Consider the following 13,602-nt stretch of genomic DNA (forward strand, 5'->3'; position numbering starts at 1 on the left):
TCTACATATGTTGGGAGGATGGGAAATGAATATCCATGAGTACCAAGGAAAAGAAATCCTAAGAAAATATGGGGTTTCAGTTCCAAATGGTAAAGTAGCATTTACACCTGATGAAGCAGTGAAAGCATCAGAAGAGCTAGGAAGCTCTGTATATGTCGTAAAAGCACAGATTCATGCAGGCGGCCGTGGTAAAGCAGGTGGGGTAAAAATTGCAAAAACAAAAGATGAAGTGAAAGGGTTTGCAGAGGAATTGCTCGGCAAGACACTTGTCACACATCAAACAGGGCCTGAAGGGCGCGAAATAAAACGCTTACTTATTGAAGAAGGCTGCGATATTCAAAAAGAGTACTATGTAGGACTCGTTTTGGATAGAGCGACATCAAGAATTGTTTTGATGGCTTCTGAAGAAGGCGGTACTGAAATTGAAGAAGTAGCAGAAAAAACGCCAGAAAAAATCGTGAAAGTGGTCATCGACCCAGCGATTGGTCTCCAAGCCTATCAGGCGAGAGAAGTTGCGTTTAAAATTAATATTCCAACAAAATTAGTTGGTCAAGCTGTTAAGTTTATGACAAGCCTTTACAATGCGTTTATTGAAAAGGATTGTTCAATTGCCGAGATAAATCCTCTTGTTGTAACAGGTGATGGAAAAGTCATGGCACTTGATGCAAAATTAAACTTTGATAGCAATGCCTTATATAGACAAAAAGATATATTAGAATACCGTGACCTTGATGAAGAAGATCCAAAAGAGATTGAAGCATCTAAATATGACCTAAGCTACATTTCTCTAGATGGGAATATTGGCTGTATGGTGAATGGAGCAGGCCTTGCGATGTCTACAATGGATATCATCAAGCATTACGGCGGGGACCCTGCAAACTTCCTTGATGTTGGCGGCGGTGCAACTGCTGAAAAAGTAACGGAAGCATTTAAAATCATCTTATCTGATCAAAATGTCAAAGGGATTTTCGTGAACATTTTTGGCGGCATCATGAAATGTGATGTCATCGCAGAAGGTGTTGTTGAAGCGACGAAACAAGTCGGCTTAACATTACCACTCGTTGTACGTCTTGAAGGAACAAACGTTGAATTAGGGAAGAAAATCCTGAGTGATTCAGGCTTAAATATCACTTCTGCTGAGTCTATGGCTGACGGGGCAGAAAAGATCGTATCTTTAGTCAAGTAGAGCAGAAAGGCAGGGAACCTAAATGAGTGTATTTATTAATAAAAATACGAGAGTAATTGTTCAGGGGATTACCGGTTCAACCGCATTATTCCATACAAAACAAATGATTGAGTATGGAACAAATATCGTTGGCGGTGTCACACCTGGAAAAGGTGGAACTGAAGTAGAGGGAGTTCCTGTATTTAATACTGTATCTGAAGCAGTACAGACAACTGGAGCAAATGCTTCTGTTATCTATGTACCAGCACCATTTGCAGCAGACGCCATTTTAGAGGCTGTTGATGCAGAAGTGGATCTAGTGATTTGTATCACAGAACACATTCCAGTTCTGGATATGGTTAAAGTGAAACGCTATATGGAAGGTAAGAAGACAAGACTTGTTGGACCGAACTGTCCTGGCGTGATTACACCTGAAGAATGTAAAATTGGCATCATGCCTGGCTACATTCATAAAAAAGGTCATGTTGGTGTTGTGTCTCGTTCTGGAACGCTTACATATGAAGCGGTACATCAGCTTTCAGAGGCTGGTGTTGGTCAATCAACAGCTGTAGGAATTGGCGGAGACCCTGTCAATGGCACGAACTTTATTGATGTATTAAAAGCCTTCAATGAAGATCCTGAAACGCATGCTGTGATCATGATTGGTGAAATCGGTGGTACTGCTGAAGAAGAAGCAGCTGAATGGGTAAAAGCAAATATGACCAAGCCGGTTGTTGGCTTTATTGGCGGTAAAACAGCGCCTCCAGGAAAACGTATGGGACATGCTGGTGCCATAATTTCTGGTGGTAAAGGAACTGCTGATGAAAAAGTAAAAACAATGCGTGAATGTGGAATTGAAGTGGCAGAGACACCATCTGTCATGGGAGAAACCTTAATTAAAGTGTTAAAAGAGAAGAATCTCTTCGAAGCTTGTAAAACGCATTAATGACACAAGAAGACTTGTTCTTTGACAAGTCTTCTTCTTTCTATCTTAAACTGGAGGAATGGTATGTACAACGTGTCCGAAAGAATGATTTTTCACCGCTTAAAAGGCCTCATCTCACCCTCTTTGTTAACAAAATGGTGGAAAGTCGATCCTGAGCTATATATAAATGAAGAAACACATCATTTCAAACAGGATCGATCATTACAAAAGATCGACTTTACCCGCTTACAACAAGCTGAAGAAAATGAATTCCCCATTTTTCAACACATCGTTCAAGCCTATTTAAAGCAAAATATTCACATGGTTCCCATCACATCACCTTTATATCCCAGCTCACTAAAACACATTTATGATCCTCCCCCAGTATTATTCCTAAAAGGAAACGTTACCTATTTAAATGAAGAAAAAAGTTTAGGTGTAGTAGGTACACGAGTGCCATCCTCTTATGGAGAAGCGTGCGTGAAGAAACTTGTTGGAGAACTTGTAGAGGAAGATTGGATGATTGTGAGTGGTTTAGCAAAAGGAATTGATGGACTTGCACACAAAGAGTGCATAAGAAAAAAAGGAAAAACGATTGGTGTTGTAGCTGGCGGCTTTCAACATGTATATCCAAAAGAACATGTGCAAATGGCTCAATATATGGGAGAACATCATTTACTGTTGTCAGAGCATCCGCCTTATATCAAACCAGAAAAATGGCATTTTCCAATGAGAAACAGATTAATTAGTGCCCTGACAAGAGGAACCATCGTGGTCCAGTGCAAAGAAAAGAGCGGTTCGCTTATTACAGCCTACCAGGCATTAGAGCAAGGAAAAGAAGTGTTTGCTGTTGCAGGATCGATCTTTGATTCTAATTCTATAGGTCCAGCTAGACTGATTCAGCAAGGTGCCAAGCTTGTTCATTCAACGAAGGATATTTTAGAGGAATTCTCCTTGAGTGGTGTTCAATATACTGAACTCCCATAAAAATATCGTTTGACAAAAGACATCGGAATATTTAATAATAGTGAGGATTTAAGTTTACACTTTGTTTCTCGTGTTTATAATGATGTTCATCATAAAGAATTTTTAACGATTGCCTGTTAGATAGGTGCAATTAACATAAATATAAATTTGTGAAATGGATAAAGAGAGAACACCTCTTAAGGGGGATTTTGAGTATGGCTGATTATTTAGTCATCGTTGAGTCGCCAGCAAAGGCGAAAACGATTGAGCGTTATTTAGGAAAAAAGTATAAAGTAAAGGCTTCAATGGGGCACGTAAGGGATTTACCGAAAAGTCAGCTTGGTGTTGACACTGAGCATGACTTCGAACCGAGATATATTACGATTCGAGGAAAAGGTCCAGTCTTAAAAGAATTAAAAACAGCAGCGAAAAAAGCAAAAAAAGTATATCTCGCAGCTGACCCCGACAGAGAGGGAGAAGCGATTGCTTGGCATTTAGCCCACAGCCTTGACCTTGACCTCTCTTCAGATTGCCGCGTTGTCTTTAACGAGATTACAAAAGATGCAATTAAAGATTCCTTTAAACATCCACGTATGATCGATATGGACTTGGTTGATGCGCAGCAGGCAAGACGAATCTTAGATCGTCTCGTTGGATATAAAATCAGCCCAATTTTATGGAAGAAAGTCAAAAAGGGCTTAAGCGCCGGTCGTGTTCAATCAGTTGCACTCCGCCTGATTATTGACCGCGAGAATGAAATTAATGAATTCAAACCAGAAGAATACTGGACAATTGATGGTACCTTCCTAAAAGGGAAAGAAAGCTTTGAAGCGAGTTTCTTTGGCGTAAATGGCAAAAAACATCCGCTAAAAACAAAAGAAGATGTAAAAGAAATCCTTTCGAAATTAAAAGGAAGCAAGTTTTCTGTTGAAAAAGTGACGAAAAAAGAACGTAAACGCAACCCAGCTGTTCCGTTTACAACATCTACCTTACAACAAGAGGCAGCGAGAAAACTAAACTTCCGTGCGAAGAAAACGATGATGATTGCACAGCAATTATATGAAGGAATTGATCTTGGTAAAGAAGGTACAGTAGGTCTCATTACATATATGAGAACGGACTCGACACGTATTTCCAATACGGCAATTGAAGAAGTATCTGCTTTCATTGATCAAACGTATGGCAAGAATTTCTTGAATACAACAAAACGTACTGCCAAAAAGAACGAAAATGCACAGGATGCTCACGAAGCCATCCGTCCGACTTCTACGCTAAGAAAACCAGCAGATGTCAAACACGTGCTAAGCAGAGATCAGCTTCGTCTTTATAAATTGATTTGGGAACGTTTTGTGGCAAGCCAAATGGCACCAGCTGTTCTTGATACAATGAGTGTGGATCTTGAAAATAACGGGCTTACTTTCCGTGCAAATGGAAGTAAGGTGAAATTCCCTGGATTTATGAAAGTATATGTTGAAGGGAAGGACGACCAGTTAGAAGAAAAGGACAAAATGCTTCCTGATCTGAAAGAGGGAGATACCGTTCTTTCAAAAGATATTGAACCAGAGCAGCACTTTACGCAGCCGCCTCCACGCTACACTGAGGCTAGACTTGTCAAAACCCTTGAAGAGCTAGGTATCGGCCGCCCATCGACGTATGCACCAACATTAGATACCATTCAAAAGCGCGGCTACGTGGCACTTGATAACAAACGGTTTATTCCAACAGAGCTTGGAGAGATTGTGCTCAACTTAATTATTGAATTCTTCCCTGAAATCATTAACGTAGAATTTACTGCGAAAATGGAAAAAGAACTTGATAGCGTTGAAGAAGGTACGATTGAATGGGTACGCATTATCGACAGTTTCTATCAAGATTTTGCAAAACGGGTAGAAAAAGCAGAAGCAGAGATGCAGGAAGTTGAGATCGAGCCTGAATACGCCGGAGTTGATTGCGAAGAGTGTGGTCATCCAATGGTGTACAAAATGGGGAGATACGGTAAGTTCATGGCATGCTCTAATTTCCCTGACTGCCGTAACACAAAACCAATTGTCAAAGATATTGGTGTCAAATGCCCGACTTGTCACGAAGGAAATATCGTTGAACGGAAATCTAAGAAGCGCCGCATTTTTTACGGTTGCGATCGTTTTCCAGAGTGTGAATTCGTCTCTTGGGACAAACCAATTGAAAGAAAGTGTCCAAAATGCGAAAATATGCTTGTAGAGAAAAAGCTGAAAAAAGGCATTCAAGTTCAATGTGTGAACTGTGATTATAAAGAGGAACAACAAAAATAGCGGTGAGCAACCTTGTTCACCTGCTTTTTTATGTCATCAAATAGAACTTACGAAATAGGAGAGTTGTACAATGAGTCAATTTGTAAATGTGATCGGAGCAGGTTTAGCAGGAAGTGAAGCGGCATGGCAAATTGCCAAGCGCGGAATTAAAGTTCATCTGTATGAAATGAGACCTGTCAAACAAACACCAGCTCACCACACTGATAAATTTGCGGAGCTCGTATGCAGTAACTCATTGCGTGCGAACGCTTTAACAAACGCAGTAGGTGTACTAAAGGAAGAAATGCGTCATTTAGATTCAGCAATCATCGCAGCAGCAGATGAAAGCTCGGTTCCTGCTGGTGGAGCGCTTGCAGTAGATCGTCATGAATTTGCAGCTAACGTCACAGACCGCGTGAAAAATCACCCGAATGTGACGGTCTTTCAAGAAGAAGTGCAAAGCATTCCAGAAGGTCCGACGATTATCGCAACGGGTCCTCTAACATCAGAAGCACTTTCAAAAGAATTAAAATCCTTAACAGGTGAAGAGTATTTATATTTCTACGATGCAGCAGCGCCGATCCTCGAGAAAGACAGCATCGATATGGATAAAGTGTACTTGAAATCACGTTATGATAAAGGGGAAGCGGCTTATTTAAACTGTCCGATGACAGAAGAAGAATTCGATCGTTTTTATGAGGCGCTCATTTCTGCTGAAACTGTGCCGTTAAAAGAATTCGAAAAAGAAATCTTCTTCGAAGGCTGTATGCCCATTGAAGTCATGGCCAAAAGAGGGAAAAAAACCATGTTGTTTGGCCCGATGAAACCAGTTGGACTTGAAGATCCAAAAACAGGGAAAAGACCTTACGCTGTTGTTCAATTAAGACAGGATGATGCAGCAGGTACTTTATATAATATTGTTGGGTTCCAAACACATCTAAAATGGGGCGATCAAAAGGAAGTATTCCGTTTGATCCCAGGTCTTGAAGAGGCAGAGATTGTTCGCTATGGTGTGATGCACCGTAATACATTTATTAACTCGCCAAGCCTTCTAAAACCGACGTATCAATTTAAAAATAGAGACGACTTATTCTTTGCCGGACAAATGACTGGTGTTGAAGGATATGTTGAGTCCGCGGCTTCAGGACTAGTGGCTGGAATCAACGCAGCTCGTTTTGTTAAAGGAGAAGAGCTTGTGACACTTCCAGAAGAAACAGCGATTGGCAGTATGGCTTACTACATCACATCAACAAACAAGAAAAGCTTCCAGCCGATGAATGCAAACTTTGGCTTGCTGAAAGATCTTGGCGTTCGAATTAAAAACAAACAAGAGCGCTATGCAGAGTACGCTAAACGCGCAATCGAAACTATTCAAACTATTTCGAAATCTCTGTAGTAAAACATTGCACGGGAAGCAAGATATGTGATACCATTTAAAAGCCTTAAAGAGGTGTAAAAATGACAGAGAAACAGCGTCTTGTCCACTTATTCATTGAATATTTGCAGATTGAAAAGAACTATTCAGCTTTAACGATCTCGGGTTATACTGAGGCGATTGAAGAGTTTGTCAGATTTATGAACATTCAAGGAATAGACGGTTTTGAAGAGGTATCCTATCAAGATACGAGAATTTATTTAACAGAAGCTTATGAAAAAGGCCTTACAAGAAGAACGATTAGTAAGAAAGTCTCTGCACTTCGCAGCTTTTATAAATTTTTATTAAGAGAACAGCTTGTGAAAGAAAATCCTTTTTTACTCGTTAGCTTACCAAAGCAGGATAAGCGAATTCCTTCATTTTTGTATGAAGAGGAGCTAAAAGAGCTATTTACAGTTTCTGATGTAAATACACCGCTTGGTCAAAGAAATCAAGCCATTTTAGAACTTCTTTATGCAACAGGTATGAGGGTCAGTGAGTTATGTTCATTAAAAGAATCTGATCTTGATTTATCGATGGATACAGTGCTTGTTCATGGGAAAGGCAGCAAACAACGGTATGTACCTTTCGGCTCTTATGCACATGAAGCGCTCTCCACATATTTAGAGGATGGAAGGCAGAAGCTGAAAGTGAAGGGAAAGGATCGTGCTGATTCACATGTGTTTTTGAATCAGCGCGGAGCTCCTCTTACAGACAGAGGCGTTCGATTCATTCTAACTGAATTAATGAAAAAGGCGTCTGGCACATTACATATCCATCCTCACATGTTAAGGCACACCTTTGCTACGCATCTTTTAAACGAGGGAGCGGATTTAAGAAGTGTTCAAGAACTTCTCGGTCACTCAAATTTATCATCAACACAGGTGTACACACATGTATCAAAAGATTCTTTAAGAAAAACGTACATGTCTCATCACCCAAGGGCTTTTAAACGATCCTAAAAGGAGGTTTTTTCATGTCATCATTTCATGCAACCACAATCTTTGCCGTTCAACATAAAGGAAAAAGTGCGATGGCTGGAGACGGTCAAGTCACTTTTGGGCAGGCTGTCGTTATGAAACACACAGCAAAAAAAGTGCGCCGTCTTTTCGGAGGCAAAGTACTCGCAGGTTTTGCTGGTTCAGTTGCAGATGCATTTACACTCTTTGAGAAGTTTGAAACGAAGCTTGAAGAATACGGTGGTAACCTAAAACGAGCAGCTGTAGAACTGGCGAAAGAATGGCGAAGTGACAAGATGCTCAGACAGCTTGAGGCCATGCTGATCGTCATGAATAAAGAAAGCATCCTGCTCGTATCTGGAACAGGAGAGGTCATCGAGCCAGACGATGGCATTTTGGCTATCGGGTCAGGCGGTAACTACGCGCTTAGCGCCGGGAGAGCACTCAAAAAACATGCAGGTGACCATCTCTCAGCTCGAGAGATTGCAAAGGCGGCTCTTGAAACGGCCGGAGAAATCTGTGTCTACACGAACGATCAAATCACTTTAGAAGAGCTTGAATAGAAAGGACATGAGACGTATGGAGAAAAAGCCGTTCACCCCAAGAGAGATAGTTGAAAAGCTCGATCAGTACATTATTGGTCAGCTTGATGCGAAAAAAGCAGTGGCGGTGGCTTTAAGAAACCGTTACAGAAGAAGTCTTTTACATGATAAGCTAAAGGATGAAGTCGTTCCTAAAAACATCTTAATGATTGGTCCGACAGGTGTGGGGAAAACAGAAATTGCCCGCAGAATTGCAAGGATTTCTGGTGCACCTTTCATTAAAGTGGAAGCGACGAAGTTTACTGAAGTTGGATATGTCGGACGTGACGTAGAATCAATGGTCAGAGATTTAGTGGAAACAGCAATCAGACTAGTCAAAGAAGAAAAAATGAAGGATGTTCAAGAAGAAGCGGAAAAACAAGCAAACAAACGGCTTGTTCATCTACTTGTTCCTGGAAAGAAAAAAAGTCAGTCTGTGAAAAATCCTTTTGAGATGCTGTTTGGTGGTTCTGATGCTGATGAAAGTGATCGAGATCACTCAAGTGAAGAAGTAGAACTTGAGTCGACGAGAAAACGCATTGCGCACCAGCTGGCGATGGGTGAACTTGAAGACCATTATGTCACGATTGAAGTCGAAGAGCAGCAGCCTTCCATGTTTGATATGCTTCAAGGCTCGGGTATGGAGCAAATGGGTATGAACATGCAGGATGCGCTTAGCAATCTCATGCCTAAAAAGAAAAAACGCAGAAAGCTGACCGTCAGAGAAGCGAGAAAAGCGTTAACTGCTGAGGAAGCTTCAAAACTGATTGATATGGATGAAGTCGGTCAGGAAGCCGTGCAAAAAGCAGAGCAGCAAGGAATAATCTTTATCGATGAGATCGATAAAATTGCCAAAAGCGGTGGTGCATCGTCTGCAGATGTTTCTCGTGAAGGGGTTCAACGTGATATTTTACCGATTGTAGAAGGTTCCACTGTGATGACGAAGTATGGGGCTGTGAAAACAGATCATGTTCTATTTGTAGCAGCAGGCGCTTTTCATATGGCGAAACCCTCGGATTTGATTCCAGAGCTTCAAGGACGCTTCCCAATCCGAGTAGAATTAGATAAATTAAGTATAGAAGACTTTGTGAAAATCTTAACGGAACCAGATAACGCGTTATTAAAGCAATATAAGGCTCTACTTGAAACAGAAGGTATATCTCTTGAATTTTCTGACGATGCTATTCATAAGATTGCCGAAGTGGCTTATCACGTCAATCAGGAGACGGATAACATCGGTGCAAGAAGGCTTCACACCATACTTGAGAAGCTGCTAGAAGAGCTCTCATTTGAGGCGCCTGATATTACGATGGAAACAGTGACCATTACCCCTCAGTATGTAGAAGAGAAGCTAGGAAAGATTGCAAATAATAAAGACTTAAGTCAATTTATACTTTAACAAATGAATAAAGTAATCTAGGAGGATCATTATTATGGCGTTACTACAAAAAACAAGGATTATTAACTCGATGCTGCAAGATGCAGCGGGGAAGCCGGTTAATTTCAAAGAAATGGCAGAAACATTGAGAGATGTCATTGATTCAAACATTTTCGTATTAAGCAGAAGAGGGAAGCTTCTTGGCTATTCGATCAACCAACAGATTGAAAATCCGCGTATGAAGAAAATGCTTGAAGACCGTCAGTTCCCTGAAGAATATACAAAGAGTCTATTCAACATCCCTGAAACATCTTCAAATCTTGACATCAACAGTGAGTATACAGCTTTCCCGATTGAGAACCGTGATTTATTCCAATCAGGTTTGACAACGATTGTACCAATCATCGGAGGCGGAGATCGCTTAGGGACGTTAATCCTTTCTCGTTTGCAAGATACATTCACAGATGATGATTTAATTCTTGCTGAATACGGCGCAACAGTTGTAGGGATGGAGATTCTTCGCGAGAAAGCGGAAGAAATTGAAGAAGAAGCAAGAAGTAAAGCGGTTGTTCAAATGGCGATCAGCTCTCTTTCATATAGTGAGCTTGAAGCGATTGAGCATATCTTTGAAGAACTTGATGGAAACGAAGGGCTGCTTGTGGCAAGTAAGATTGCTGACCGTGTAGGAATCACTCGTTCAGTGATCGTAAACGCACTTCGTAAATTAGAAAGTGCAGGCGTTATTGAATCGCGTTCTCTTGGAATGAAGGGAACATACATCAAAGTATTAAACAACAAATTTTTAATTGAACTTGAAAATTTAAAATCTCACTAATCAGAAAACCCCTTTTCGGCCGAAATAAATGTTGAAAAGGGGTTTTTTGTATGAAAAAAGAGGATTTGTCCGAAAAATGACACTCTTTTTCCTAAGAAACCCCTTACAATTCTGTAGTTCTTTGAATCTAGGTCTTTATGCCTATTCGTAAAATAGATATATATTACGAGTTTTTTTTACAATTACATCATAGACTTTAATCCTATTATTTCTTACAATGAACATATGGTTTTACAAATCTCGACATGATTAAATGGAATGAAATACATATGATTGGAGGTATATGGTTTTGGATATATTTTCTGGAACGATAAGCAACCTTGAGAATGCCTTGGGCAGAGCGAATGTTAAGCAAAAAGTCATAAGCAATAATATCGCGAATATAGACACACCGAACTACAAGTCTAAAAAAGTTGCATTCCACGACATGCTAAATGATGCGTCAATCAAATTAGATGCTAAAAAAACATACCAAGGTCACATTGATTTTTCTAAAACAGGGTCTAATTATTCAGTTGTTTCGAGTAACCGTACTTCTTATCAAGAAAACGGAAATAATGTCGATATTGATCAAGAGATGAGTGAACTCGCTAAAAACCAAATTCAGTATAATGCGTTGGTTGAAAGAATGAGCGGAAAGTTCAATTCTCTTAAAACAGTTTTGACAGGAGGTAAGTGATGTCGATTTTTTCAGGCGTGAACGCTTCGGCCTCAGCATTAACAGCACAGAGGCTCAGAATGGACGTTGTATCCTCTAACCTTGCGAATATGGATACAACAAGAGCTAAACAGGTTGATGGCAAGTGGGAGCCTTATAGACGCAAGCTCGTCACATTACAGCCGTCAGGTGAATCATTTTCATCTATATTGAACTCAAGCATGAATTCGAGCGGCAAATTAGGAAACGGCGTCAAAGTAACAAAAATTACTGAAGACGAAACTCCATTCAACCTTCAATATGATCCTACAAATCCCGATGCCAATGAAAATGGATATGTTCAAACACCAAACGTTGATCCATTAAAGGAAATGGTTGATCTCATCAGCAGCTCAAGATCATATGAAGCAAACGTGACTGCGCTGAATGCGAATAAAAGCATGCTGATGAAAGCTTTAGAAATAGGAAAGTAAGGTGAAAAGAATTGGTTAACGCAATATCTCCTTTCCAGCTTCAAACCGCTCAGCAAGCAAGTGAATTGACGAATGCATCGTCTGTGCAGGCGGCTGCACCTAAAAGTCAAACGAATTTCTCTGATGTGCTGAAGAATTCCATTGAGGCATTAAATCAATCACAGCTGAAATCAGACCAGTATACGAATGCTCTCGCACAAGGGAAAGATGTCAATCTCGATGAAGTCATGATTGCTTCACAAAAAGCGAGTGTGACACTCACAGCTGCAACCGAGTTTCGGAATAAAGCAGTCGAAGCGTACCAAGAGATTATGAGAATGCAGATGTAGGAGGTGCTGGTGGACAAAAAATAGACTGAATGGAATGACCGGGGGTTAAGATGAATCGTACTTTAATGCAATTAAGAACAAAAACAGTTGAGTTTTGGCGAAATCGATCAAAATTACAAAAAATACTCATGATTGGCGGCGTAGCTGCCCTAGCAATCATTATTACGGTTGTTAGCATCTTTGCTTCTTCTGAAAAAATGGTTCCGTTGTTTAGAGATTTGTCTGAGGCAGAAGCAGGGCAAATCAAACAGGAACTGGATGGCAAAAACGTTAAATCGGAACTTGCAAATAACGGAACGACGATTTTAGTTCCAGAAAAGCAAGCAGACACTTTAAAAGTAACACTTGCATCAGAAGGACTTCCTAAAACAGGGAATATTGATTACTCCTTCTTTGCGAACAATTCCGGCTTCGGTTTAACAGATAATGAATTTGATGTTCTGAAAGTAGACGCAACTCAGACAGAACTATCCAATCTGATCAACACGATTGATGGGATTAAAGATTCAAAGGTTATGATTAACCTGCCAAAAGATTCCGTTTTTGTTGGAGAAGAGCAAAGTAATGCATCAGCATCAATTGTGCTGCAAGTTCAACCAGGCTACACGCTTACTCAGCAACAAGTAAAAGGCCTTTATCATCTTATTTCAAAAAGTGTGCCGAATTTAAAAACAGAAAACATTGTCATTATGGACCAAGATTCCAACTACTATGACTTAAACAGCAGCTCAGATTCCTATGCAAGTGGAATGGATGCACAGCAGCAGAAAAAAGAGGAGATTGAAAAGAATCTTCAACGAAAAATTCAACAGCTGCTTGGAACGATGATGGGTCAAGAGAAAGTTGCCGTATCGGTCACTACAGACATTGATTTTACTGAAGAAAAAAGAAAAGAAGATCTTGTCGAACCAGTTGATCAAGAAAACATGCAAGGAATTGCTGTCAGCGCTGAAAAGATTGCTGAAACTTATTCAGGCAATGGCGCAGCAGCTGGAGGCACCGCTGGAACAGGTGACGATGATGTCACAAATTATCAAGGCGCCGATGGAACGAACGGAAGCGGAGATTACGAAAAGAGCGAAGATCGTATCAATTATGAAGTCAACCGCATTCATAAAGATATCAAAGAAAGTCCTTATAAAATCAGAGACGTTGGCATTCAGGCACTGGTTGAACCGCCTACTGCAAACGATCCGAATTCATTAACTGCTGAAAGGCAGGATGATATCAAAAAAATTCTTTCAACCATCATCAGTACATCGATTGATAAAGAATACACAAACGGTCAAGCGCTCACTCAAGCTGACTTAGATAACAAAATCGTTTTATCTGTATCAAAATTAGACGGTAAACAGCAAACGGCAGCAGAAAACCCTTCAAACAATATTCCAATTTGGGTTTATATTGTTGGCGGTGTGCTACTACTCGCCATTATCGCTCTCATCATTCTTCTCGTACGTAAGCGAAGAAAAGAAGAGGAAGAAGAGTTTGAGTTTGATGAACGTACACCAATTCATGTTCCTGATATCGATACTGAGCCAGAAACAGAAGAAATGGTGAGAAAAAATCAGCTTGAAAAAATGGCAAAAGATAAACCAGAAGACTTTGCTAAATTGCTACGCAGCTGGCTGTCCGAGGATTAGGAGGAA

At 40.4% G+C, this 13,602-nt stretch carries 13 protein-coding genes; all 13 read left to right on the forward strand.

What is annotated here, in order from left to right; all coding sequences use genetic code 11:
• Window positions 1–25 precede the first annotated feature (25 nt).
• The gene (gene sucC / locus NSQ17_RS08025) at window positions 26–1,186 is read left to right on the forward strand and encodes an ADP-forming succinate--CoA ligase subunit beta (RefSeq protein ID WP_008344824.1); all 1,161 of its coding nucleotides are present in this window, start codon (window positions 26–28) and stop codon (window positions 1,184–1,186) included.
• A gap of 22 nt (window positions 1,187–1,208) precedes the next feature.
• The gene (gene sucD / locus NSQ17_RS08030; RefSeq protein WP_007499624.1) at window positions 1,209–2,111 is read left to right on the forward strand and encodes a succinate--CoA ligase subunit alpha; all 903 of its coding nucleotides are present in this window, start codon (window positions 1,209–1,211) and stop codon (window positions 2,109–2,111) included.
• A 63-nt stretch (window positions 2,112–2,174) separates the two neighbouring features.
• On the forward strand, window positions 2,175–3,077 hold the full coding sequence (gene dprA / locus NSQ17_RS08035; protein WP_058337355.1) for a DNA-processing protein DprA: 903 nt from the start codon (window positions 2,175–2,177) through the stop codon (window positions 3,075–3,077).
• Window positions 3,078–3,271: 194 nt separating this feature from the next.
• Entirely contained in the window at window positions 3,272–5,347 is a 2,076-nt protein-coding gene (topA, locus tag NSQ17_RS08040) for a type I DNA topoisomerase (protein ID WP_008344821.1), read from the forward strand.
• A 70-nt stretch (window positions 5,348–5,417) separates the two neighbouring features.
• The gene (gene trmFO / locus NSQ17_RS08045) at window positions 5,418–6,722 is read left to right on the forward strand and encodes an FADH(2)-oxidizing methylenetetrahydrofolate--tRNA-(uracil(54)-C(5))-methyltransferase TrmFO (RefSeq protein WP_007499618.1); all 1,305 of its coding nucleotides are present in this window, start codon (window positions 5,418–5,420) and stop codon (window positions 6,720–6,722) included.
• Window positions 6,723–6,784: 62 nt separating this feature from the next.
• Complete coding sequence (gene xerC, locus NSQ17_RS08050; protein WP_039166693.1) at window positions 6,785–7,702, forward strand: tyrosine recombinase XerC; 918 nt, start codon at window positions 6,785–6,787, stop codon at window positions 7,700–7,702.
• A gap of 14 nt (window positions 7,703–7,716) precedes the next feature.
• Window positions 7,717–8,262 carry an ATP-dependent protease subunit HslV gene (hslV, locus tag NSQ17_RS08055; RefSeq protein WP_007499614.1) on the forward strand — a complete coding sequence of 182 codons (546 nt, stop codon included), beginning with the start codon at window positions 7,717–7,719 and terminating at the stop codon, window positions 8,260–8,262.
• 16 nt (window positions 8,263–8,278) lie between these two features.
• On the forward strand, window positions 8,279–9,679 hold the full coding sequence (gene hslU, locus NSQ17_RS08060; RefSeq protein WP_008344818.1) for an HslU--HslV peptidase ATPase subunit: 1,401 nt from the start codon (window positions 8,279–8,281) through the stop codon (window positions 9,677–9,679).
• A gap of 34 nt (window positions 9,680–9,713) precedes the next feature.
• Window positions 9,714–10,493 (forward strand): GTP-sensing pleiotropic transcriptional regulator CodY, encoded by a 780-nt coding sequence (codY, locus tag NSQ17_RS08065; protein ID WP_058337353.1) that lies wholly within the window; start codon window positions 9,714–9,716, stop codon window positions 10,491–10,493.
• 289 nt (window positions 10,494–10,782) lie between these two features.
• Entirely contained in the window at window positions 10,783–11,172 is a 390-nt protein-coding gene (gene flgB / locus NSQ17_RS08070) for a flagellar basal body rod protein FlgB (protein WP_017359092.1), read from the forward strand.
• Window positions 11,172–11,624, forward strand: a complete 453-nt coding sequence (gene flgC / locus NSQ17_RS08075; protein ID WP_007499610.1) for a flagellar basal body rod protein FlgC — start codon at window positions 11,172–11,174, stop codon at window positions 11,622–11,624. Before flgB ends, flgC begins: the two co-directional genes overlap by 1 nt.
• An 11-nt stretch (window positions 11,625–11,635) precedes the next feature.
• A complete protein-coding gene (fliE, locus tag NSQ17_RS08080; protein ID WP_007499609.1) occupies window positions 11,636–11,953 on the forward strand; it encodes a flagellar hook-basal body complex protein FliE in 318 nt (105 codons plus the stop codon).
• A 50-nt stretch (window positions 11,954–12,003) separates the two neighbouring features.
• Entirely contained in the window at window positions 12,004–13,596 is a 1,593-nt protein-coding gene (fliF, locus tag NSQ17_RS08085; RefSeq protein ID WP_017359091.1) for a flagellar basal-body MS-ring/collar protein FliF, read from the forward strand.
• Window positions 13,597–13,602: the final 6 nt, after the last annotated feature.

The sequence above is a fragment of the Bacillus sp. FSL W8-0629 genome, from assembly GCF_038593225.1.
Classification (GTDB): Bacteria; Bacillota; Bacilli; order Bacillales; family Bacillaceae; genus Bacillus; species Bacillus altitudinis.

Excerpts from the sequence above, each read along its gene's own strand:
- trmFO (WP_007499618.1), top strand. The coding sequence starts at position 5,418 with ATGAGTCAATTTGTAAATGTGATCGGAGCAGGTTTAGCAGGAAGTGAA.
- flgC (WP_007499610.1), top strand. The coding sequence starts at position 11,172 with ATGTCGATTTTTTCAGGCGTGAACGCTTCGGCCTCAGCATTAACAGCA.
- codY (WP_058337353.1), top strand. The coding sequence starts at position 9,714 with ATGGCGTTACTACAAAAAACAAGGATTATTAACTCGATGCTGCAAGAT.
- hslU (WP_008344818.1), top strand. The coding sequence starts at position 8,279 with ATGGAGAAAAAGCCGTTCACCCCAAGAGAGATAGTTGAAAAGCTCGAT.
- dprA (WP_058337355.1), top strand. The coding sequence starts at position 2,175 with ATGTACAACGTGTCCGAAAGAATGATTTTTCACCGCTTAAAAGGCCTC.
- fliF (WP_017359091.1), top strand. The coding sequence starts at position 12,004 with ATGAATCGTACTTTAATGCAATTAAGAACAAAAACAGTTGAGTTTTGG.
- sucD (WP_007499624.1), top strand. The coding sequence starts at position 1,209 with ATGAGTGTATTTATTAATAAAAATACGAGAGTAATTGTTCAGGGGATT.
- topA (WP_008344821.1), top strand. The coding sequence starts at position 3,272 with ATGGCTGATTATTTAGTCATCGTTGAGTCGCCAGCAAAGGCGAAAACG.
- xerC (WP_039166693.1), top strand. The coding sequence starts at position 6,785 with ATGACAGAGAAACAGCGTCTTGTCCACTTATTCATTGAATATTTGCAG.
- hslV (WP_007499614.1), top strand. The coding sequence starts at position 7,717 with ATGTCATCATTTCATGCAACCACAATCTTTGCCGTTCAACATAAAGGA.
- sucC (WP_008344824.1), top strand. The coding sequence starts at position 26 with ATGAATATCCATGAGTACCAAGGAAAAGAAATCCTAAGAAAATATGGG.